Annotated in this window: 16 protein-coding genes and 2 pseudogenes; 6 read left to right on the top strand and 12 right to left on the bottom strand. The window is 73.4% G+C overall.

Going from position 1 to position 21,780, the window contains the following annotated elements; translation table 11 throughout:
• Positions 1–90: 90 nt before the first annotated feature.
• From ABZ780_RS19715 to ABZ780_RS19690, 6 genes and pseudogenes are all read right to left on the bottom strand, one after another.
• Positions 91–909, bottom strand: a pseudogene (locus ABZ780_RS19715) (prenyltransferase/squalene oxidase repeat-containing protein); the annotation flags it as partial.
• Between the two features lie 215 nt (positions 910–1,124).
• Positions 1,125–2,373, bottom strand: a pseudogene (gene moeZ / locus ABZ780_RS19710) (adenylyltransferase/sulfurtransferase MoeZ).
• A 54-nt stretch (positions 2,374–2,427) separates the two neighbouring features.
• Positions 2,428–3,165 carry a DUF3152 domain-containing protein gene (locus ABZ780_RS19705; RefSeq protein WP_357486895.1) on the bottom strand — a complete coding sequence of 246 codons (738 nt, stop codon included), beginning with the start codon at positions 3,163–3,165 and terminating at the stop codon, positions 2,428–2,430.
• Positions 3,166–3,344: 179 nt separating this feature from the next.
• On the bottom strand, positions 3,345–4,196 hold the full coding sequence (locus ABZ780_RS19700) for a DUF3152 domain-containing protein (protein WP_357486893.1): 852 nt from the start codon (positions 4,194–4,196) through the stop codon (positions 3,345–3,347).
• Positions 4,197–4,201: 5 nt separating this feature from the next.
• Positions 4,202–5,176, bottom strand: coding sequence for an alpha/beta hydrolase (locus tag ABZ780_RS19695; protein ID WP_357010597.1), 975 nt, complete (start codon positions 5,174–5,176; stop codon positions 4,202–4,204).
• 23 nt (positions 5,177–5,199) lie between these two features.
• Complete coding sequence (locus ABZ780_RS19690; RefSeq protein WP_357486939.1) at positions 5,200–6,996, bottom strand: hypothetical protein; 1,797 nt, start codon at positions 6,994–6,996, stop codon at positions 5,200–5,202.
• 1,734 nt (positions 6,997–8,730) lie between these two features.
• Between ABZ780_RS19690 and ABZ780_RS19685 the strand changes: the two genes are divergently transcribed.
• Together ABZ780_RS19685 and ABZ780_RS19680 are read left to right on the top strand one after the other, a co-directional pair.
• Positions 8,731–9,369 carry a TetR/AcrR family transcriptional regulator gene (locus ABZ780_RS19685; RefSeq protein ID WP_053654060.1) on the top strand — a complete coding sequence of 213 codons (639 nt, stop codon included), beginning with the start codon at positions 8,731–8,733 and terminating at the stop codon, positions 9,367–9,369.
• 64 nt (positions 9,370–9,433) lie between these two features.
• Positions 9,434–9,661, top strand: a complete 228-nt coding sequence (locus tag ABZ780_RS19680; RefSeq protein WP_110563159.1) for a DUF3107 domain-containing protein — start codon at positions 9,434–9,436, stop codon at positions 9,659–9,661.
• Between the two features lie 61 nt (positions 9,662–9,722).
• Here the strand turns inward: ABZ780_RS19680 and ABZ780_RS19675 are convergent, their stop codons facing one another.
• A complete protein-coding gene (locus tag ABZ780_RS19675; protein ID WP_357486891.1) occupies positions 9,723–10,373 on the bottom strand; it encodes a ferritin-like fold-containing protein in 651 nt (216 codons plus the stop codon).
• Positions 10,374–10,688: 315 nt separating this feature from the next.
• Between ABZ780_RS19675 and ABZ780_RS19670 the strand changes: the two genes are divergently transcribed.
• The gene (locus ABZ780_RS19670; RefSeq protein ID WP_357010591.1) at positions 10,689–12,398 is read left to right on the top strand and encodes a DEAD/DEAH box helicase; all 1,710 of its coding nucleotides are present in this window, start codon (positions 10,689–10,691) and stop codon (positions 12,396–12,398) included.
• Positions 12,399–12,487: 89 nt separating this feature from the next.
• Positions 12,488–13,648, top strand: coding sequence for an SAM-dependent methyltransferase (locus ABZ780_RS19665; protein WP_357010588.1), 1,161 nt, complete (start codon positions 12,488–12,490; stop codon positions 13,646–13,648).
• A 20-nt stretch (positions 13,649–13,668) separates the two neighbouring features.
• Here ABZ780_RS19665 and ABZ780_RS19660 read toward each other — a convergent pair whose 3' ends face one another.
• On the bottom strand, positions 13,669–14,106 hold the full coding sequence (locus ABZ780_RS19660) for a hypothetical protein (RefSeq protein WP_357010585.1): 438 nt from the start codon (positions 14,104–14,106) through the stop codon (positions 13,669–13,671).
• A 240-nt stretch (positions 14,107–14,346) separates the two neighbouring features.
• Here ABZ780_RS19660 and ABZ780_RS19655 point away from each other — a divergent pair, with 240 nt between their 5' ends.
• Positions 14,347–14,763, top strand: a complete 417-nt coding sequence (locus tag ABZ780_RS19655; RefSeq protein ID WP_357010582.1) for a helix-turn-helix transcriptional regulator — start codon at positions 14,347–14,349, stop codon at positions 14,761–14,763.
• 128 nt (positions 14,764–14,891) lie between these two features.
• On the opposite strand, the gene ABZ780_RS19650 is transcribed toward ABZ780_RS19655, so the two are convergent.
• The 3 genes from ABZ780_RS19650 to ABZ780_RS19640 all read right to left on the bottom strand — a co-directional run bounded on the left by ABZ780_RS19650 (position 14,892) and on the right by ABZ780_RS19640 (position 19,908).
• On the bottom strand, positions 14,892–15,821 hold the full coding sequence (locus ABZ780_RS19650; RefSeq protein WP_357010579.1) for a hypothetical protein: 930 nt from the start codon (positions 15,819–15,821) through the stop codon (positions 14,892–14,894).
• A gap of 185 nt (positions 15,822–16,006) precedes the next feature.
• Positions 16,007–18,136, bottom strand: coding sequence for a DEAD/DEAH box helicase (locus ABZ780_RS19645; protein ID WP_357010576.1), 2,130 nt, complete (start codon positions 18,134–18,136; stop codon positions 16,007–16,009).
• Between the two features lie 56 nt (positions 18,137–18,192).
• A complete protein-coding gene (locus ABZ780_RS19640) occupies positions 18,193–19,908 on the bottom strand; it encodes a BTAD domain-containing putative transcriptional regulator (protein ID WP_357010573.1) in 1,716 nt (571 codons plus the stop codon).
• A 142-nt stretch (positions 19,909–20,050) separates the two neighbouring features.
• Here ABZ780_RS19640 and ABZ780_RS19635 point away from each other — a divergent pair, with 142 nt between their 5' ends.
• Positions 20,051–20,872 (top strand): hypothetical protein, encoded by an 822-nt coding sequence (locus ABZ780_RS19635; RefSeq protein WP_357010571.1) that lies wholly within the window; start codon positions 20,051–20,053, stop codon positions 20,870–20,872.
• 64 nt (positions 20,873–20,936) lie between these two features.
• Here ABZ780_RS19635 and ABZ780_RS19630 read toward each other — a convergent pair whose 3' ends face one another.
• On the bottom strand, positions 20,937–21,683 hold the full coding sequence (locus ABZ780_RS19630) for an SDR family oxidoreductase (protein ID WP_357010568.1): 747 nt from the start codon (positions 21,681–21,683) through the stop codon (positions 20,937–20,939).
• Between the last annotated feature and the right edge of the window lie 97 nt (positions 21,684–21,780).

The raw sequence follows: 21,780 nt of genomic DNA, 5'->3' as shown, positions 1-21,780 counted from the left end.
GGGGACCTGGCTGGCGGGTGGCCTGGCGACCTGGCTGGCGGGTGGCCTGGCGACTTGGCGGGGCGGCTTCTGGCCGGGCAGCGTCGCCGGGCGGCAGGCCCGGATCGCGGCCAGCGTGGAGTGCACGTCGAACTGGTGCCCGTCCGCGCTCTCCCAACCACCGTCGCTGCGCTGGGTCTCAGTCAGTCGCCGCAGGGCCCGCACCATGATCCAGTCCTGGAGGTCGATGCCGACCCGGCGCAGCGTTGCCGCCAGCCAGGCGACGTCGCCCGGTGACATCGTCGGCATGCGTTCGGCGAGCACCACCTGGATCCGCGCCGACTCCTGGAACATGTCCTGGCGGTGCAGGACGGCCGCGCTCAGCCAGCCGGCGGCGAGGAACGACGGCCAACTGCCGTCCGGTCGCAGCCGCGCGGCGATCGAATGGGCCGCCGCCTGCACCACTCCGGCGTACGCCCCGCCGACGCGGTAATCGAGCGGACCCGAGGCGCGGGCGTCCAGGCCGGCGACCGTGAGCCAGAAGCCGGCGTTGCCGGTGAGGAAGAGCTTGGCCTCCGGGTCGCCGGGGCGGGCCCACTCGGGAGCCGAGCCGACCAGCGAGGCATCCTCGTCCCAGCCGCCGTCGGCCTGCTGTCGGGACGCCAACCAGTCCAGTGCCCGGCGCGCGGCGGGACGGGCCAGCCCGCCCAGATCGTCCAACTCGGCGAGCCGGAAGCACGTGGCGTCGACCGAGGCGACCTCCCCGCCCCACGTCGCGGGCCAACCGCCGTCGGGCGCCTGGCCGACCTCAGCCGTCTCCAACACCTCCGGGGGCGGCGGCATACCGTTGCGCAGCCAGGAGAGGCGGGCGCGTTCCACCGCGTCCCCATGCGCCACGACGAACCCGATCGCGGCATTCAAGTCGACCACGGCAGTGACGCTACCTGCGCAGACGTCATACCGCCTCGGTGAATCGGCCAGCCCGGTATGGCTGCGACGCTTCGGTCACAGGGCTGCTCGGAGCCCTTCCGCGCCGATTTGCCGCGTTGTCGACGGCCCTGCCACGGCGACGCAGGCCGCCCGGTCGGTTTCGCCGTACCCGGGACCGCTCGGGGCGGCGGACACCACCGCCCCGAGCCAGCCGGTCAGTACGCGGGCAGCGCCGGGTCGATCTGCTTGATCCAGGAGAGCACGCCGCCCTGCACGTGCACGGCGTCGCGGAACCCGGCGGCCTTGAGCGCGGCGAGCGCCTCCGCCGAGCGGACACCGGACTTGCAGTGCAGCACGATCTGCCGGTCCTGCGGCAGCTTCGCCAGGGCCTCACCCGAGATGATGTCGCCCTTGGGGATCAGGGTGGCGCCGGGGATCCGGACGATCTCGTACTCGGCCGGCTCGCGCACGTCGACGAGGAAGATGTCCTTGCCGGCGTCCTGCCACTCCTTGAGCTCCAGGGCGGTGATGGTCGAGTCGACCGCCGCCTCCTGGGCCTCCTCGGAGACCGCGCCGCAGAAGTCCTCGTAGTCTTCCAGCAGGTCGGTGACCGTGGGGTTCTCGCCGCAGAGCGCGCAGTTCGGGTCCTTGCGGACCTTGATCTTGCGGTACTCCATCTCCAGGGCGTCGTAGACCATCAGGCGGCCGACCAGCGGTTCGCCGATGCCGGTGAGCAGCTTGATCGCCTCGTTCACCTGGATCGAACCGATCGACGCGCACAGCACACCGAGCACGCCGCCCTCGGCGCAGGAGGGGACCATGCCCGGCGGCGGCGGCTCCGGGTAGAGGCACCGGTAGCAGGGGCCGTGCTCGGCCCAGAACACCGACGCCTGGCCGTCGAAGCGGTAGATCGAGCCCCAGACGTACGGCTTGCCGAGCAGCACCGCCGCGTCGTTGACCATGTACCGGGTGGCGAAGTTGTCGGTGCCGTCCACGATCAGGTCGTACTGGGCGAAGATCTCCCGGACGTTCTCCCGGTCCAGCGAGGTGTTGTGGATCTCCACGTTGACCAGCGGGTTGATCTCGCGGATCGACGCGGCGGCGGACTCGGCCTTGGACCGGCCGATGTCGGACACACCGTGGATGACCTGGCGCTGCAGGTTCGATTCGTCGACGGTATCGAAGTCGATGATGCCGAGGGTGCCGACACCGGCTGCGGCGAGGTACAGCAGGGCGGGCGAGCCGAGGCCGCCAGCGCCGACACAGAGCACCCGGGCGTTCTTCAGCCGCTTCTGCCCGGCCACCCCGACGTCCGGGATGATCAGGTGGCGGGAGTAGCGGCGGATCTCGTCAACGGTCAGCTCGGCGGCGGGTTCGACGAGCGGGGGCAACGACACGGTGGACTCCCCGGAATCGGCGGCGTGAACCGCGCCATTGTTGCTCGCCGGACCCCCTCTCGGCCATGAGGGAGGACACGTGGCCCGCGATGCGGGAGCGGGAATAACCCAACCAGGTCGATCAGGGGACGATGTCGCCCCCATAGCGACGGCCGTCCACGTACGGCCAGGCGTTCGCCACGCAGCCCAGCAGCCCGTACGTCTGCTGCTGCATCACCGGGGCCGGCTCCCCCGGGCCCGGGCAGGCCTCGTGCTCCTCGCCGAACTCGTGGCCCACCTCGTGGTTGATCACATAGGTGCGGTACGTCTCCAGCGGGGCACCGTAGTCGGGCACCGCCTCCTGCCAGCGGGCAAGGTTGATGATGACCTGGCCCGGCAGCCGGCAGGACGTGTAGCGCTCGGTGGTCAACCCGCCCTCGGCGCACATCTGCTCGGAGGTGACCGGCGTGGCCAGGTAGATGGTGAAGTCGGCGGCGCCGGCGTCGGCCACCCGCTGCACCCGCAGCTCACCGGAGGCGATCCAGCTGCGCGGGTCGCCCAGCACCTCGTCGACCCTGGTGGCGAACGCGGCGGCGTCCTGGCCGGCGCCGCGTTCGACGACGACCCGGTAGCGGCGCAACGGCCCGTCCTCGCCGTGCACGGGCGTCTCGCCGTCGGCCGCGGTGAACCGGCCCGCGCCCACCGACGGATAACCGGTGGGTGCCGGATGGGCGCCCACCCCGCCGCCGTGGCCCATCCCGCCCTGGGTCTCCGCCGGCACCTCGGCCGGTGGCTCGCCGCCTCGGCCCAGTGTCACGCCGACCGCGGTGGCGAGCACGAGCACGCCGAGCAGCAGACTGCGGCGGCGTCGCCGACGCATACGGACGAGCGTGGGACGCACACTCCCGTACGCCGGTCGGCCCGATGGGTCGGGCGGCTCCGGTGGGCCGTAAGGGGACGACGGCGTCATGATGTCCAGCGTGCCAGATTATTCGGGCATTTCTCCGCTTTTACCGCTATTAACGCAAGACACCTGATGGAGGGCGATTTGCTAGCGGTTCAGAGTGGAGGGCCGGCGTAGCGCCGACCGTCGAGGTACGGCCACGGGTTGACCCGGCACCCCTTGAGGAAGAGCGTCTGCTGCATCATCACCGGCGCCGGTCGGCCCGCACCCGGGCAGCGCTCGTGCCGGTGGCCCAACTGGTGACCCACCTCGTGGTTGATTACGTACGTCCGATAGACCGAGAGCGGCACGCCCGCCGAGACGAAGTGCGGCACGGACAGCCGCCACCGATCCAGGTTGATGATCACCTGACCGGGCGCACGGCAGGACGTGTACGGCCGTCCGCCGACGGAGATGTTCACCCCACCGGCGGCACACATCCGGCCCGCCGTGCGGGCGGTCGCCAGATAGACCGTGAAGTCCCTGGCCGCGGCCCCCGGCACCTGCCGCAACCGCAGCCGGCCGCTGTCGACCCAACTGCCCGGACCGGTCAGCGCCGTCTCGACCGCCTGCCCGAACGCGGCAACGTCCTCGTTGCTGCCCGCCTCGACCGCCACCCGATAGGTGCGCAGCCCACCCGCACGACCCAGCACCGGGCCGGTGCGGTCGTCGTAACCGAACCGACCCGTCCCCGCGGTCGGCACCGCACCGGGCATCCGCAGCACCGGCGGCGGGCTCGACGGGGCCACGGCTGTCGCCGACGGTGACGGCTCCGCCGACGGTGACGGTGACGGCGGCAGCGGCCCGGCCACCAGCGGCGGCGGGCCGACCTCCTCGGCGGCCAGCCGATCGGGCTTCCTGCCCGGCCCCTCGGCGACCACGGTCACCGCAGCGACGACAGCCACCACCACCGCCACCAACTGGGCGATCAGCGCGAAGCGTCGGTGACGGCGAGCGGAACTGGGCATCCCGCTCAGCCTGCCAGATCAGGCCGCCGGCCGGCCTCCTCCGTTTCGGCGAGCAGACCGACCACCGCGCGGGCGACCAGCCGGGGCACCTCCAACTGCGCCACGTGGCCGACGCCGTTCAGCATCAGCAGCCGACTGTCCGGGATGACCCGGGCGGTCTGCGGCGCGACGCGCACGTCGACCAGGCGATCCTGCCGGCCACCCACCACCAGCGTCGGCGCGCGTACCGCCCCGGCGAGCCGCCACAGCGAGCCCGGCCCCGGCAGGTACGCCCGCAGGAAGCTGGAGACCAGCCCACGGAACGTCCGGACGTACGCGGCCGCGTAGTGCGCCGCCTGGTAGCGCACCCGGATCTCCTCCAACGCCTCGGCCCGGCGCTGGGCACAGATGCGGCTCAGGTCGGCGACGCACGCCTCCAACACCTGCTGGGCCATCACCTCGGGTGCGAGCTGGGTGAGGTGCCGCGCGACCAACCGCTCACCACCGGGAATGACCAGCACCGGCAGCATCCGACCCTGCAACGAACGCCGGAAGTCCAGAAACGGCAGCGCCGGAGAGATCAGGGTGAGCGTACGGACCAGGTCGGGCCGGAGCCCGGCCACCTGCACCGAGACAGCGCCGCCCAGCGAGTTGCCGAACAGGTGGACCGGCCCCCGACCGGAGTGCTCGATCCACCGGATGACCAGATCGGCGAAGGCCGGGATCGTGTAGCGGCGACCCGGTCCGCTACGACCGAACCCCGGCAGGTCGATGGCCTGACCGTCCAGACGGTCAGCGAGCAGCCCGGCCAGGTCCGTCCAGTTCTGTGACGAACCGCCCAGCCCGTGCACGTACAGCGCCGGCTCCGCGCCGACGGTCGTGGCGGGCGTGTCCCGCACGTACGTGACCACGCCGTCGAGGCGGACCTCCCGACCCGGCCACGGCGGCGGGACGGCGGCCTCGGGGAGGAGATGGTCCGGCCAGAGCGTCGCGCGCTTCATACCTCTAGTTTGCCCCGGACCACTCAGGACAGCAGCGCCTCCAGCCGACGGTTGACCGCCGCCAGCGTCGCCCGAACCACCGCCTGTCGCGGGTCGCCGGCGACCAGGGCCGAGCCGGCGAGCTGCTCGACCCAGCCCTCACAGACCAGCAGCACCACCACGGTGGCGACCTCGCAGTTGCCGAACGGCACCACCGCCGCGTGCTCGACGAAGCAGCGCCCGCGCTCGGCGTTCTCTGCGCCGCCGAGCAACTCGTCCACCGCTGCGGCGGCTGCTACCGCGCAGAGCCGCAGCACGTAGCCGTCCACCGCCGGCCCGGTCGCGTACCCGGCGGCGCTGTCGGCTCCGGCGAGCAGCCGGACCTCCACGTTGGCGTCCAGGCCAAAGGTGCTGACCTGCACATGGTCGATGACCACCCGCGGCCCCGGCGCGCCGCCGGTGTCCAGCGGGCGGGAGGGCGCCGACTCCGTCGTGGTCACCTGACCACCGGAGTACGACGTACCCGCCGTCGCCGGGCTGCCGGTGGCCGCACCGGCGGGCGCGGCCGAGACCGAGCCGGGCTCCTCCACTGTCGCCCGGCCCCGGTGCGGAGTGCCCGCCCGGCGTCGACGCGCGGCGTCCGACCCGGCCCACCGCTCCGGGTCAACCGGCGTGGCCTCGACCCGACCCCCCACCGGCCGACCGGCCGCCGATCCCTCGGTAGCCGGTCGCGCCTGCGCGGCGATGTCGCGAGGGTCGACGCCCGTGGGCACCGCGGCAGGCCGCTCGACGGAGCGGGGCTCGGCCGCGCGGCGGCGGATCGGTGGGGGCGGGGTGGTCGGCAGGCCGGGCACGTTCTGCGGGGCGGCGGCAAGCCCCATCCGCTCCTGGAGCAACCGCGCGACCTGCCGACTCACCTCGGCCGGGTCGGCCCCGTCAGCCAGGTCCAGTCGGAGGCTGTGCGCGCCGGCCGGGGTACGCCGCAGCGCGGCGTCGCGCACACCGGCCACCTCCCGTACGGCGTCCAGGATGGCGTTGACGTCGAACCCTTCGGGGCGCTCCCGCAGCGGTGCGGGTTCGTCGTCACGTCGCAGGTGGGTGGCGATGCGAGCGAGTTCGGGGGTTTCGGCGGGTGGCTCCACGGCTGGCGGCTCCGGCACGACGGGCACGTCCGGTTCCGCGGGGACGCGCTGCGGCAGCACCGCCGTCGTGTCCTGCCGTGGGCCGCCGTCGCTGGGGTCGGCCGGCGACGCCGGGTCGGGGGCGGACCGGCGAGCAGCGTAGGCGGGGGCGGACGCGGATGAGGGCCGGTCGTGACGCCCGGGCCCGCCGATGGCGGGAGCTGGGGCGGCACCGGCCAAGGGCGGCTGAGAGCCGGTGGGCAACGGACCGGTCGCCGAGGAGGCGGTGCGGGGCGGCTCGGCGAGGGGCGGACCGGGTGGCTCGGGAGTCGCCGGCCGGAGCCGGAACGGTGCGGCGGCCGGGCGCGCCTCCGGCCGGAGCGGGCCGGGCGACTCGCCGGCGTCGCTCGCGCGGGGGTCTGGCGGCCGGACAGCCGGCCAGGACGGCCGCTCGGTCGAGGTGGCGGGAATGCGCCCTTCAGACCAGTCGGGCCGCTCGGCACCCGAACTCGCCGGGGTCGTCGGCGATCCGCCTGCCCAGGAGGGCCGCTCCGCCGCTCGGACCGGCGGCGACGCGACCGGCGGCACGACCGGCGTCGGTGGCGCGTCGGTAAGCGTCGGGGGTGGGCCGGCGGGCGCCGGCGGCGGGTCGGTCGGCGCTGGCCTGTCGTCCGGCGCCGGGCCGGCCCAGGACGGCCGCATACCGGGAGGCGGGCTGATGGGCGTCGGGTCACCGGCCCAGGACGGCCGGGACGGCGGACCACTGATCGGCGCGGAGTCCGCACCCCCAGCCCACGACGGCCGAGACGGCGGGCCACTGGTCGGCGCCGAATCCGCGCCCCCAGCCCAGGAAGGTCGGGACGGCGGGCCACTGATCGGCGCCGAATCCGCACCCCCAGCCCAGGACGGCCGGTCGGCGGGTGGGCCGCTGGTGGGCGCGCGGCCGTCGGCCCAGGTGGGGCGCTCGGCGGCCGGCGACGGGCTGCGCGGCGACACGGGCGGGCCACTGGTCGGAGTGGGATCCGCGCCCTCTGCGCGGGGCGGCCGGTCGACCGGCGCGCTCGTCGGAGCCGGGGCGGCCCAGGACGGTCGCTCCCCGGGCGGCGCGCTGGTCCGTTCGGGTGCCGCCCCGCCGGCCCACGAGCGCCGCTCGACAGGCTCGGGTCGGGACGCTTGGGCAGGCGTGGTGGTCGCGGAGCCTTCGCCGGCCCAGGACGGCCGCGCGAGCGCGCCGGGCTCGGTCGCCGGGTCGTCCCGGGCCATGTCGTACGCCCGGTGCGGATCCACCCGCACCGGCTCGTACGGGCGGGGCTGGTCAGCCCGCACCGGCTCGTACGGCACGTTGGGCTCGGCGACCCATTCGGGCGTGGGCTCGTCCCGCGCCTGACGATCGGCCGGCTCACCATCCTGGCGAGACCAGGGCGGCGCCCATCCACTGCCCCGGCTCGGGTGGTTCCAGCTCGGCCCGGACCAGTCCGGTTCGATGGTCGCCGACTCCCCGGCCCGGTGCACGTCCCCGGCGGGGCGGTCGGGCACGGAGTCGTCGGCGTGCCCGGCTGACCGGTCCGGCTCGGCCGAAGCCTCGGGTGCCAGCGGCTCACGCCAGGCGCGCGGGGCGTCGGCGGCTGACCGTTCGCCGGTGGGCGCGCGGAGACCCGGCGGGACCTCGAAGCCCGAGGCGGCGGTGCCGACGGGCGGCACCTGGACGGCCGGCGGCGTCGAGGTGGGCAGCCCGGGATCGGCCCAGCGGGTGTTGCGCGGGCCGGCCGGATCGGCCGCGGAGTGCCGCGTCTGGTCGGTGTCGTCGGGTGCCTGCTCCGGCGGCGGTGCGGGCCGCTGGGCCGGCACCACCAGTCGGTCACCGGCCGCGTCGGGCCGGGCCTCGGCGGTCAGCCCGGGCGGCGCGCTCACCGGCGCGGGGCGGCCCGACGAAAGGTCGGCACCGGGATGGCGTACCCCATGGGTGTCGGCGTTGGCCTGCCCCACCCCGTTGGCCTCGGCGTCCGCGTGGACGCCGTTGGTGTGGTGGCCGTTGACGCGCGCCGGGGGCTCGGACTCGGCAGCGGACAAACCGCCCAGCGGGGCCGGCAGGTCGCCGTGCCTCGCGGAGGCGGCGCGCCAGCCGGACGCGGGGTCGGGCTGCCAGCGCGGCGCCTGCTCCCGGGCGTCCTCGCGCTCGGCGGCCCGGGACCACCCGCCCGCCGGGGGCACCCACCCGCCGCCGGAACGACCCGGGTCGTCGTGCTGACCCGTTCCGTCACCGTGCTCTCCCGGGATGGCGGCTCCGGGTTGCCCTGTTTCACTCACCGCGCGCTCCTTGGTCGCCCTCGCTGAGGCTACCGTGTGGGGAGAGTGGCGATAAGTTACAGCGGCGGGCCATTTCCACGACGCGGTCGCGGGCCGTCTCGGTCTGGGGGGAAAATGCCGGCTCGTACGGAGAACTCGGAGGATCCCATGACCGCAGTGGGGAACGGTGCACAAACCGCCGGCAGGCCCACCCGCCTGCCCCGCTCGGCGCGGCGTAAGCAGCTGCTCGCGGCCGCGCAGGAGGTGTTTGTCGCACAGGGCTACCACGCCGCGGCAATGGACGACATCGCCGAGCGGGCCGGGGTTTCCAAGCCGGTGCTCTACCAACACTTCCCGGGAAAGATGGAGCTCTACCTCGCCCTGCTGGACACGCACTGTGACGCGATCGTCGCCAAAGTGCAGGACGCGATGCACGGCACCAGCGACAACAAGGAGCGGGTCAGCGCGTCGGTTCGGGCGTACTTCGACTTCGTCGACCACGAGAGCGAGGCGTTCCGCCTCGTCTTCGAATCGGACCTGCGCAACGACCCGGCCGTGCGGCAGCGGGTCGAGCGGGTCGAGCAGGGCTGCATCGCGGCGATCACCGACACCATCATCTCGGACACCGGTGTGAGCCGGTCGCACGCCGAGCTGCTCGCCTCCGGCCTGGTGGGCGCGGCGGAGACGGCCGCGCAGTTCTGGCTGGCCCGGGGCCGGCAGGTGCCGAAGGCCGAGGCCGAGGCGTTGGTGGCGGCGTTGTCGTGGCGGGGCATCGCCAGCTTCCCGCTGCAAGGTGAGTCAGCCTGACCACTGCCCCGTTGATCGGATAGCCTTCGCAGGGCGGTTCTTTCGCCCCAGTTGAGGAGGCACAGTGGAGGTCAAGATCGGCGTGCAGTACGCGCCGCGCGAGCTGGTTCTGGACAGCGCGCAGTCGCCGGCCGAGATCGAGCAGATCGTGACCGACGCCTTCGCCGGCAATGGCGGCACGCTCTCCCTGACCGACGAGAAGGGCCGGCGGGTCATCGTTCCGGTCGAGAAGGTCGCCTACGTCGAGATCGCCGAGGCGTCGCCCCGATCGGTCGGTTTCACCGTCCGCTGACTGGTCCGGCCATCGCGGCAGGTCGGCGTCGCCCACCTGCCGCGGGCCGGGACCGCAGTGGTCAGTTGTTCAGCCCGGCGTTCGCCATCCGTGCGGTGTGCGCGGCGGTGAGTCTCCCGAAGAGCCCCGGCACGTCGACCCGGTCGCCGTGCGCGATCAGCGCGGTGAGTGCGGGCCGCTCGGCAGCGACGCGGCCAGCCTGGGACAACGCCTCACCGACCAGCCGCCGCGCCCACATGGAGAGCCGACCGGCCACCCGGGGGTCGGCGACTACGGCCACCCTGATCTCCGTGGCGGCGAACTCCGCATAGCGTGAGCCGTGCAGCACATCCAGCACCAGCGCCCGGTCGGGCTCGTCGAGGGCGTCAGCGATCTCCCGGATGAAGTCGTCGGTGATCGCGTCGCCGACGTACGCCTTGGTGACCGCCTCCGCCCAGTCCCGTGGCTCGGTCGAGTCGTGGTACGCCTGCAACGGCTCCACGTAGGGCGCCATCGCGTCCTGCGGTCGTACGCCGAGCGTGGTGAGCCGGTCGGCGAGCCGGCGGTAGTTGGCGATCTCGGCGGCTGCCATCTCGCTCAGCCCGGCACGGCGGTGCAGGTCAGGGGCCAGTCGGGCGTCGCCGGCCATCCGTTCGAAGGCGAGCAGTTCACCGAAGGCGACCAGGCCCAGCAGGTCGGCGACGGCGGGACCGGGGGTGGTCGGCGCGGACACGAGCGCAGGCTACCGTGCGGGCGCGGCCGGGTGGCCCGTGCGGGGCACGGAACGGCGTCGCAGAATGTGTGGCACAGGTCACAATTGTTGCCCCCGCGTGGCGGCTGGCCGCCCGGGAATCGGGACGTGAGGTTGCCTGTTCAGGTAGCATAGAGCAGTTGCCGTGGGCGCCGATCTGATCGAAGCTCAGCCCGCGGCGCGCGTGCGGCCCGGTCCGGCTCGGCAGTCTGCCCCCGACCGTGTGGCCCGCGTCATACCGAACGCGCCCTGAGGACATGACGGGGCGCACCCACGAGAGGGCACCCCCACATCCACATGAGCGAGCTGATTCAAGATCTGATGGACGGCCAGGAACTGGCACCCACCGCCCCGGTTCGGCCGGAGGCACCCACCTTCGCCGCACTCGGCGCCCGCGACGAGACCGTCGAGGCGCTGGCCGCGGCCGGCATCACCCGCGCGTTCGCCATCCAGGAGTACGCGATTCCGATCGCGCTGCGCGGCGTCGACCTCATCGGCCAGGCCCCCACCGGCACCGGCAAGACCCTCGGTTTCGGCGTCCCGCTGCTGGAGCGGGTCTTCGCGCCGAGCGAGGGCAGCGACGGCGTCCCCCAGGCGCTGGTCGTCGTTCCCACCCGTGAGCTGGGCATCCAGGTCGCCAAGGACCTGGCCGCCGCCGGCCGCACGCGCGGCGTCCGGGTGCTGCCGATCTACGGCGGCGTGGCGTACGAGCCGCAGATCGACGCGCTGCGCAAGGGCGTCGAGATCCTGGTCGGCACCCCCGGGCGACTGATGGACCTGCAGAAGCAGAAGCACCTCCGACTGGACCGGGTGCGCGCACTCGTCCTCGACGAGGCCGACCGGATGCTCGACCTGGGCTTCCTCGACGACGTCGAGAAGATCCTCGCGATGCTTCCGGAAGACCGGCAGACCATGCTCTTCTCGGCCACCATGCCGGACCCGATCGTCACCCTGTCCCGGCGCTTCCTGCGCCAGCCGATGACGATCCACGCCGGGCACACCGCCGAGACCGGCCCGTCGCCGCAGACCCAGCAGCTGGTCTACCGCACCCACTCGATGAACAAGGTCGAGGTGGTGGCGCGCATCCTCCAGGCGGAGGGGCGCGGGCTGACCATGATCTTCACGCGTACCAAGCGGGCCGCCGACCGGGTCGCCGAGGACCTCGACTTCCGCGGGTTCGCGGTCGCCGCGGTGCACGGCGACCTGGGCCAGGGCGCGCGGGAGCGGGCGCTGCGGGCCTTCCGGGCCGGCAAGATCGACATTCTGGTCGCCACCGACGTGGCAGCCCGAGGTCTGGACGTCACGGGCGTCACCCACGTGATCAACTACGACTGCCCGGAAGACCAGGACACCTACACCCACCGGATCGGCCGGACCGGCCGGGCCGGAGCGACGGGCGTCGCGGTGACCTTCGTCGACTGGGACGACATGCCCCGCTGGCGGATCATCGACAAGACCCTCGGTCTGGACATGCCCGAGCCGCCGGAGACGTACCACACGTCGCCGCACCTCTACACCGACCTGCACATCTCCACCGAGGTCAGCGGCACGCTGCCCACCGCCGAGCGCACCCGGGCCGGGCTGTCCGCCGAGATCGAGGAAGACCTGGGTGGGACGACCCGCTCCCGCCGGGGCGACAGCGGTGGTCGGGGGTCCCGACGCGGTGAGAGCCGGGGCGAGGGTCGGAGCGAGGGTCGGAGCGAGGGCCGAGGCGAGCGCCGTGGCCGGGGCGACGGCCGCCGCGACCGCACCGACGCCGGCACGCCGGCCGCCGAGGCACCCGTGGACACCGCCGGTGACGAAGCCACCCGTACCCCGCGCCGTCGGCGTCGCCGCCGGGCCGGCGAGCCGGTCGCAGGCGAGGCGACTGCGGTGATCTCCGCCGACACGGCACCGGCCGAGCCGGCGGCAGCCGCAGACGGCGAGCCGTCGAAGCCGCGTCGCCGCCGGCGCCGTCGTGCTGGCGGTTCCGGCGCGGGTACGCCGGCCGAGGCGACCGCAGACTGACACTCACCGATCCACTCGACATCCCCCGCACCGCCTGCGCGCGGTACGGGGGATGTTCCCTTCCCGCCCCACCTGCCGAAGATGGAACGATGCCGGAACCACTGGACGCCGCCCTGACCGAGGTCCGCACGCTGCTGCTCAACCCCACGCTGACCCGGGCAGTCGCCGCCGGGCGTCGACGGGGTCGCCGTCCCACGGTGATCCGGGCCGAGTTGCGGCCGGTGACGCTCAAGGCCGGGCCCCGGCTCCAGATCGCCACCACCGACGGCGCACGCCCGTACACCCGCAATGTCGCCCTCGGTCCGGAGTCGGCCGCGGCGGTCGACGAACTGCTGGCCGAGCCGTTCGGTAACTGGCACGTCGAGACGACCGACGCGACGCTCCAACTGCGAGTGACCAAGTCCGGCGAGGCGCAGGTGCACCGCGCGGCGACGGCCCGACCGGCGGAGACGCCGGGCGGGCACGACCGGGCGAAGGAGTACCTGCTGGACCCGGGCGATGCGATCTTCGCCGAGATCGGCGGCTCGGCGGCCAAGCGCCGCCAGGTGGACGCGTTCCTGCGGGCCCTGGCCGCGACCCTGCCCGACGAGCTGACCGGCCCGCTGCGGGTGGTGGACCTGGGCTGCGGCAACGCCTACCTGACCTTCGCCGCGTACCGCTACCTGTCCGGGCGAGGGCTCGACGTCGAGCTGATCGGTGTGGACGTCCGGGAGGACCAGCGACGGCGCAACACCGAACTGGCACAGCGACTGGGCTGGGCCGACAAGGTCAGCTTCGTGGCCGGGTCGATCGCCGACGCGGTCGTCGACCCCGCGCCGGATCTGGTGCTGGCGCTGCACGCCTGCGACACCGCCACCGACGAGGCGCTGGCCCGCGCGGTGCGCTGGGAGGCCCGCTGGGTGCTGGCCGCGCCGTGCTGCCATCACGACCTGGCGAAGCAGCTACGCGCCCAGCCCGCCCCGACGCCGTACGAGCTGCTGACCCGACAGGGCATCCTGCGCGAGCGCTTCGCCGACGTGCTCACCGACGCGCTGCGCGCCGGGCTGCTGCGGGTGCACGGCTACCGGGCCGAGGTGGTGGAGTTCGTGGACTCCCAGCACACCCCGCGCAACCTGCTGATCCGCGCCCGCCGCACCGGCACCGGCGCCACCGACCCCCAGCGTGCGGAGTACCGCGAGCTGGTCGACCAGTGGCGTGTCACACCCCGCCTGGAATCCCTGCTCGCTGCCGACGAGCCGCCCGTCGCCTAGCAGGTCCCGCGCACGACGGCTCAGCGTCGCCGGTCGCCGTTGCTGCTGCGACCGCCGGGGCCACGATCGAAGACCGACATTCGGTCCCCGGACCGCTGGCTGGCCCGGTCGTTCTCGGCCGGGATGGTCGGGAAGGGCACCACCTTGCCCGCGCTCTCGGCATTGCCAGCCGCAGCGAAGGCGTTCCACGAGATGTCGACGAGCAGCTTCTTCATCTCGGCGTGCCGGATGGCGGCGTTGTGCTGCAACGCCATCCGAGCGCCCAGCACCACTGCGACAAGCGTCGTGGTGATGGCGCCGGTGGCGGCCAGCACGTGTGCACCGGTCGCCGCGTCGGTGCGGAGCACCAGCAGCAGCAACCAGATCCAGAACCCGGCGGCGAAGACGCCGGCCTTGGCGACGAAGAAGAGACTCACCGCACCGGGTTGGTACGGCTGCGGGCGGCTCGGTTCAGCCATGGTGCTCCTCGGGCGGTGGTCCGATCGGAGGCGACAGGCGAACAAGCGCCCTGCCGGGACGGGCCCCGAGCCTAGTGGAGAACGACGATGATCGCTCGGTGCTGGCATCAGTACGGCGGGGCGACAGAGTCTCACCCATGGGACAGTTTGTGCGGTCAGTCAGTGGTTTCCGGCCGCGGGCGTATTACTCTCGTGAGGCACCATCCCAGTGCCCAGCCGGGAGGGAACAAACACACACGGATGGGATCCGCAGACGTCACACCGCAGATGGCCTTCGCCCGCTTCGTCCGTCGCGCTATCGATGACGCCCGCGACGAGCGCGGCTGGACCGTGACCGACCTCGCCTCGCACACGGGCGTGGGCCGATCGACCGTGTTCCGTTGGCTGGCCGGCGACTGGCAGGATTACCCCGAGCTGGCCAAGGTGCGCGGCTTCTGCGCCGCACTGGATCTGCCGGTGGCAGCCGCGTTCCGGGCGCTCGGGCTCCCCGACGCCGGGCCGGTGCCCCGACGACGCACCGACGACGGCCCGGTCGAGGCGGACGTCCGCGCCATCCTGGACCGGCTGGCCGACCCCACCGTCCCGGCCGAGGAGAAGCACCACATCCGCGACCTGCTCCGCTACCTAGCCCGCCGCCCCATCCGCCGCGCCGGCTAACCCCCCCCACCCCACCCCGCCTCACCCACCCTCACCGCGTCGATCATGAAGTTAGCGGCGGCGGTGTCGGCGAGTCGCGTCGCTAACTTCATGATCGACGCGGCGGGGGGCCCGGGAAGGCCTGGGGGTCAGGGGACTGTGAGGGTGAACTCTGCTGTGTGGACTTTGTTGGCTACCTGGAAGTCGAGGTAGAGGCGGTAGCGGCCGGGCCCGGGGGTGGTCAGCCAGAACTTCACCTGCCCGTCCACGAGTTCCGTTTCCGGGTGCACGTGCAGATAGCCGAGGTCACCCTCACGCAGCGCCACCAGGTGCCCGTACGCCCCGAGGTAGCGCTCCAGCGCCGCGACGCCGCCCGCACCCTCGATCCGGAAGGTGACCGGCACCGTCGCCCCGACCTGCGGGCTGCCCTGGTAGCCGACGGTGAACCCGTCCACCGTCGTCGAGGTGGCCGGCTCCGGCAGCGGACGCGGCTGGTAGCCGCCGGGCGCGACCAGATCCACGCCGAGGGTCACCGCAGCCTGGCCACCGTTGTCCGCGACCACGGTGAAATCGGCGTACGCCCGCCAGACGCCGGGCTGGGCGAGGGTCAACGGCACCGACCAGGTGCCGTCGGGCGCCATGGTCGGGTGCAGGTGCTGGTAGCCGGTGAGATCCCGGCGGACCACGATGAGGTGCATCGGCTTGTCGTGCACCACGGCGAAGCGGGTGACCGCTCGGCCCTGCGCATCCCGCACCTGGAAGCGCAGCCGCCCCTGCTGGCCGGCCGGGAACTCGCTGGCCAGCGGCGCGAACGTGTACCCGGCCGAGCTGATCGACAGGCCGGCGGGCTCGGTGCCCGCGCCCTGGTCGCTGCCCGTCACGGCACCGTGATCGTGGATGCCGGTGCCCGGCGGGTGGGTGTGGTCGGCGGTCGATGACATTCCGCCGGTGGCGACGGGGCTGTTGGTGTTCAGGCGACCGAGGCCGAAGCCGAGCAGCACGGCGAGCACCAGACCGCCGACCACCAGCGCCAGCCGGATCGTGCTCCGGTCCGGCGCGGCGGAGATCGAGTCAGGCACCGCCGTCGTCCAACACGCTGCCCGTCATGCCGGTGACGGCGTACGAGCGGGTGACGGAGTGCGGATCGGTCATGTCGCCCACGGTACCGCCGCTGCTGGCCAGCCCCGGTCGACGCCGCGACGGCGTGGCGACCGTCGCAATCCGCCCGCCCCGGGAACTTTTCCAGGATAGGGCTGCGACCCGTTCAGCCGGCCACCGCGAGGGCGAGGGGCAGCACGCCCGGCGCGCCGACCCGGCGCAGTGCCCGGCCCACCAGCGTCATCGTCCAGCCCGAGTCGACGAGGTCGTCGACGAGCAGCACCGGGCCGTCCAGCCCGGCCAGCGCGTCGGCCAGGTCGGCCGGCACGGTGAAGGTGTCGTGCAGCGCGCGTACCCGCTGGGCGCTGTTGCCGCGCGGCCCACCGGGGCCGCCCGGAGCAGCCGAGGCGACCTCGCCGAGCAGCGGCAGCCGACCCACGGCGGCGATCCGCTCGGCCAGCGAGCCGACCAGTTGGGGCCGTCGCCGGGATCCGACCGCGACCACCGCCACCGGACGGCGCGGCCACGGGTCGTCGCCGTGCGCCCACGCCTTGAGCACCTCCACCACGGCGCCGGCCACGTCGTCGGGCACCGGCGCGTCGGGCGCCTCCGGGCCGACCAGCTCGCGCAGCCGGCCACCCCAGCCCAGGTCGGAGAGACGCCCGACCGCGCGGCCCGGCAGTGCCTGCTCCGCCGGGGCGATCCGGCCCTTCAGGGGTACGCCCACCGCCTCCAAACCGGTCGGCCAGAGCTTCTTCGGCGCGATCTCCACGCCGGGGCGGCCCAGGAACGCCTGCGCGGCGGTGAGCGCGGCCGTCGACACGTCTGCGGAGAACAGCGGGTCGGCGCACCTGTCGCACCGGCCGCAGTCGGTCGCCCCGGTGTCGTCGAGGCGCTCCCGTAGATACCGCATCCGGCAGTCGGGCGTCGACGCGTACTCCCGCATGGCCTGTTGCTCGACGGTGCGCGCCTCGGCGACGCGGCGCAACCGGGCCTCGTCGTAGACCCAGGGCTCGCCGGTGGCGAGCCAGCCACCGCGCACCCGGCGGACCGCGCCGTCCACGTCGAGCACCTTGAGCATCAGCTCCAACCGGGCTCGGCGCAGGTCGACCAGGGGTTCGAGGGCCTGGGTGGAGAGCGGGCGGTCGGTGTGCAGGGCGGCCAGCACGGCCCGGACCTGCTGCTCGGGTGGGAACGCCAGCGAGGCGAAGTAGCGCCAGATCGCGGCGTCCTCGACGCCGGGCAGCAGCAGCACCTCGGCGTGCTCGACGGCGCGGCCGGCGCGGCCGACCTGCTGGTAGTACGCGATCGGGGACGGCGGCGCGCCGAGGTGGACGACGAAGCCCAGGTCGGGCTTGTCGAAGCCCATGCCCAGCGCGCTGGTGGCCACCAACGCCTTGATCTTGTTGTCGAGCAGGTCCTGCTCGGCGGCCCGCCGGTCGGCGTCGTCGGCCTGCCCGGTGTACGAGGCCACCGGGTAGCCCCGGGACCGCAGGAACTCGGTCGTCTCCCCCGCTGCCGCCACGGTCAGCGTGTAGACGATGCCCGAGCCGGGCAGCTCGTCCAGGTGGTCGGCGAGCCACGCCAGCCGGTGCGCCGGGGTGGGCAGGTCGAGGACACCGAGGCGCAGCGACTCGCGGTCCAGGGTGCCGCGCAGGACGAGGGCGTCGCCCAGCTGCTCGGCCACGTCCTGGGTGACCCGGGAGTTCGCGGTGGCGGTGGTGGCCAGCACCGGGGTGCGCTCCGGCAGCTCGGCGAGGAACGTGCGCAGCCGCCGGTAGTCCGGCCGGAAGTCATGCCCCCAGTCGGAGACGCAGTGCGCCTCGTCGACCACCAGCAGCCCGGTGGTCGCGGCCAGCTTCGGCAACACGCCGTCGCGGAAGTCCGGATTGTTGAGCCGCTCGGGGCTGATCAACAGCACGTCCACCGCGCCGGTCTGGATCTCGGCGGTGATGGCGTCCCACTCGTCGAGGTTCGCCGAGTTGATCGTGCGAGCGCGGATGCCGGCCCGCGCGGCCGCCTCCACCTGGTTACGCATCAGCGCCAGCAGCGGCGACACGATGACGGTCGGGCCGTGCTCGCCGCCGTGCTCGCTGTCGCGCAGCAGCGCGGTGGCCACGAAGTAGACCGCCGACTTGCCCCAACCGGTGCGCTGCACGCAGAGCACCCGCCGCCGGTCGACGACCAGCGCCTCGATGGCCCGCCACTGGTCCTCACGCAGCCGGGCGTGCTCACCGGCCAGCCGGCGCAGCACCGCCTCGGCCCGTTCCCGTACCGCCGCCCGCTCGTCGCCCATCCGGCATTTCTACCAGCGCCGTGCGTCAGAACCCCGGCCCGCACGGGAAGTGGCGGTCACGATCCGGTCGCTCGCGCCTCGTCGGCCAGCACGGCCGGGGGAAGGAAGAGCAGCAGGTCGCGCAGGGGTTCGGTGGCCGTGGGCGGCAGCAGGCAACGCGCGGCGAGTTCTTCCATCGAGGTGTACGGGCCGCGCAGCCACCGGTCCACCACGATCTGCCGGCACTGCTCGGGCGTCAGGCCGGGCAGGCCGGTGAGCACCTGCTCCGGAACCGCGTTGACGTCGACCAGGCCGCCGTCGTCGAAGGCCCGGGGAATGTCGGGCCGTCCGAGGCGCAGCTCACCGCGGGCCGCCGGGTGGTGGTAGAGCAGGTAGCGGGCGTGCTCACGACGGATGCGCCGCTCCTCCTCGGCGCGCTGCTTCGCGCTGCCGCCCAGGCTGCCGGTGATCGCCGCCCACAGCCCTCGGCTGAGCAGGATCACATGCACCGCGCCGAAGATCCAGGTGACGACGGCCAGCCCGAGGAACGTCACCGCCTCCAGGTCGGGCACCTCGGCGTCCGGGTGCTCGATGTCGAGCAGGGCCACCTCGATCACGAGAATCACCAGGTAGCCGATGCCGGCGACGGCGAGGCGCCAGCTACGCCGCCAGACCGCGTAGGCCAGGATCACCAGCCAGGTCAGGCAACCGAAGGAGAGCAGGACGAGCACCGTACCGGCGAGGGTGGCGATCCTGCTCGCCCAGCGCGGCGACTGCGGCCTCGGAGGCCGACCGTTGGCCACCGGCGGCGGGAGCAGGGCCGGCGGCGGATAGGTGACGCCGCTCGGGATGTGGCCCGACCCGGTCGGCGCTCCCCAGGCGACAGCGTTCGGAAACTGCGCCAACACGGTGTGCGGCCACACCGGCCCCGCCGCGGAGGGGGCGAACCCGCTGGCCGACGGGGCAGGCGACGTCGGCGGTTCCGAGGGCGGCTGCCGATCGTCCGACGACTTCGCCGGTGCCGTGAGCGTCGGATCGGAGCGGAGAATGCGCCGGTGCAGGTCCTGGAGGGCCTCGCCCGGCTCGATGCCGTACTCGTCCCGGAGCAGGCCGCCGAACTCCCGGTAGGCGGCGAGCGCCTCCGCCTGCCGGCCGCTGCGGTAAAGAGCGAGCATGAGCTGGCGCCGCAGCCGTTCCCGGACGGGGAATTCGGCCACCAACTCCCGCAGTTCCCCGATCATCTCGTGGTGCCGGCCGAGGTCCAGCGTCAGCTCGGCCCGGGTCTCCAGCGCCACGGCCCGCAACTCCACCAGCCGCTGCCGGGCGGCTTCGAAGGTCGGGCCGGTGAACCCGACGAACGGCTCCCCCTGCCACAGCTCCAGCGCTGCGGCCAACTCGCTCAGCGCCTCGACGGCACGCCCCTCGGCGCGCCACTGCCGGGCCCGGTGGATGCCCCGCTCGAAGCGGACGGCATCGAGCGCCTCCGGGCCGACCCGCAGCAGGTACCCGGCGTCGGTCAGGCTGAGCACCTGCCCCGGCGTACGCGGTGACCGGTCCGGCTCCAGCACCCTGCGCAACCCGGCGACGTACTTCTGCACCACGTTGGGGCCGTTCGCGGGTGGATCGTCCGGCCAGACCGCCTCGACGATCTGCCCCGTGGGCACCGGCCGGCCGGCGGAGAGCAGCAGCACGGCCAGCACCGCACGCTGCTTGCCGGGGCCGAGGTCGATCTCCCGGTCGGCGTACCAGGCCCGCTGAGGCCCGAGGATCTCGAAACGCAGCGTTCCTGACATGCGAGTTTCCGCTCCTGACACCCCCGTGAGCACCAGACGGCAGTGCCCGGCAGCCGGACGGCAGCATATCGGCAGCCGGGCCGCCGTGCCGGCGGGCAGCATCGGCGCCGGCAGAAGCCACGCATCGAGAAAGAGAAGTGTGATGACACAGGCAACGGGCACCGCCGGCACCATCCGACGGACGTTCGGCACGGTCGCCGCCGTGCTGGCCACGACCACCCTGCTCGCGGGTTGCGGGGCGAAGAGCGAGCCCGCAGCGGCGCCGCAGGACACCCCGGCCGCCAGCCCGAGTGCCAGCCCCAAGGAGGCGCTCCTGGAGGCCGTCCCCGACGGCACCGAAGGGACGTTCCGGTTCAGCGGCAAGGACGCGTCCAGCACGCTCACCGGTTTGATCGACCACGAGTCGAAGGCGTTCGAACTCAACACCACGCTGCCGCCGGACTCCGACGGTATCGCCGTGAAGATGTCGTTCCTCGTGATCGGGGACGAGACCTGGATGAAGGCGAAGTTCACCGGCCGTCCGGGCCTGCCGAAGCTCCCGGACAAGTGGATGAAGTTGGACCCCGCGAAGCTGACCGACGCCGCCTCCATCCCCACCTACGACGGCGCGGACCAGGGCAACGCCGGCCCGCTCATCCAGGCGGCCACGTCGGTGGAGGAGCAGAGCCCGGGACGGTACGTCGGGTTCATCGACGTGAGCGGCGGAGAGGCGGCGAAGGCGCTGGAGGACGATGCGGCGGCGGCGCTCGGCGAGGCGGCCAGGAAGGTGCCGTTCACCGCCGTGGTCGGCGCGGACAAGCACCTGGCCTCGCTGACGCTGAAGATCCCGGCCGCCGGCAAGGCGAAGGCGTACGACTACGTCGTCAACTACACCGACTACGGCAGCGCGCCGAAGATCAGCGTGCCGACCGGCGCCGCCACCACCAAGGCACCGGCCCTGGCGTACGAGTTGTTGAACGGCTGACCCACGACACAGGAGGGCGGCGGCCACACGGGGGGCCGCCGTCCCTGCGTCGTGTCTGGCGGGCTCAGCGGCCGAGGACCGAGCCCCCGTTGACGCCGAGGACCTGCCCGGTGACGTATCCGGCAGCCGGACTCGCCAGGTAGCGAACGGCCTCCGCGACATCGTCCGGCACTCCGGCCCGCCCGACCAGCGTCGCCGCCACCCGCTTCGCGTGCCCCTCGGCGGTCATCCGATCACCGAAGAACTCGGTCTCGGCGACGTACCCGGGGCTCACGACGTTGACCGTGATCTGCTCCGGGCCGAGCTGCGCCGCCAGGTCGTACGCCCAGCCGTGCAGTGCCGCCTTCGCCGCCGAGTACGGCCCACCACCGCCACGCTGGGCGGAGATCGAGCTGACCAGGATCACCCGGCCACCGGGTCGACGAAGGGCCGGCCGCAGCGCCTCGGTGAGCAGCACGGCGGTGAGGACGTTGGCGTCCAGGTTGGCCCTCCAGTACGCGGCGGTTCCGGCGAGCGTGCCGGTGTCCCCGGCGAGGTAGCCGCCGGCGTTGTTGACCACCACGTCGACCGGTCGGTCGCTGATCGCCGCGAGAACCCGACCGAGTTGGTCCGGGTCGGTCAGATCGGCGGTGACAGCGGAAACGGCGTCGGTACGACCACAGTCGACGGAGATCCGCGCAGCGGTATCCGTCAACACGTCCGCTCGCCGCCCGACGATCAGAACGTCGTACCCATCCCCCGCGAGCGCCCCCGCAACAGCCGCGCCAATCCCCGTCCCGCCCCCACTGACAACCGCAAGCCGCCCGCCCATCGCCCGCCCTCCCCATTGCCCGAAAACCCCATCGATCATGAAGTTATCGCCGTCGACGTCGGCGTGTCGCGGCTATAACTTCATGATCAACGGGGTT

Source organism: Micromonospora sp. NPDC047467 (genome assembly GCF_040643095.1).
Lineage (GTDB): Bacteria > Actinomycetota > Actinomycetes > Mycobacteriales > Micromonosporaceae > Micromonospora.
Note: the sequence above shows the minus strand (reverse complement) of the source record. Positions and strands in the feature narration are given on the sequence as shown.

Coding starts and splice junctions, on each gene's coding strand:
- ABZ780_RS19705 (WP_357486895.1), bottom strand. CDS start 3,165: ATGCGTCGGCGACGCCGCCGCAGTCTGCTGCTCGGCGTGCTCGTGCTC.
- ABZ780_RS19700 (WP_357486893.1), bottom strand. CDS start 4,196: ATGCCCAGTTCCGCTCGCCGTCACCGACGCTTCGCGCTGATCGCCCAG.
- ABZ780_RS19695 (WP_357010597.1), bottom strand. CDS start 5,176: ATGAAGCGCGCGACGCTCTGGCCGGACCATCTCCTCCCCGAGGCCGCC.
- ABZ780_RS19685 (WP_053654060.1), top strand. CDS start 8,731: ATGACCGCAGTGGGGAACGGTGCACAAACCGCCGGCAGGCCCACCCGC.
- ABZ780_RS19670 (WP_357010591.1), top strand. CDS start 10,689: ATGAGCGAGCTGATTCAAGATCTGATGGACGGCCAGGAACTGGCACCC.
- ABZ780_RS19665 (WP_357010588.1), top strand. CDS start 12,488: ATGCCGGAACCACTGGACGCCGCCCTGACCGAGGTCCGCACGCTGCTG.
- ABZ780_RS19660 (WP_357010585.1), bottom strand. CDS start 14,106: ATGGCTGAACCGAGCCGCCCGCAGCCGTACCAACCCGGTGCGGTGAGT.
- ABZ780_RS19655 (WP_357010582.1), top strand. CDS start 14,347: ATGGGATCCGCAGACGTCACACCGCAGATGGCCTTCGCCCGCTTCGTC.
- ABZ780_RS19645 (WP_357010576.1), bottom strand. CDS start 18,136: ATGGGCGACGAGCGGGCGGCGGTACGGGAACGGGCCGAGGCGGTGCTG.
- ABZ780_RS19640 (WP_357010573.1), bottom strand. CDS start 19,908: ATGTCAGGAACGCTGCGTTTCGAGATCCTCGGGCCTCAGCGGGCCTGG.
- ABZ780_RS19635 (WP_357010571.1), top strand. CDS start 20,051: ATGACACAGGCAACGGGCACCGCCGGCACCATCCGACGGACGTTCGGC.
- ABZ780_RS19630 (WP_357010568.1), bottom strand. CDS start 21,683: ATGGGCGGGCGGCTTGCGGTTGTCAGTGGGGGCGGGACGGGGATTGGC.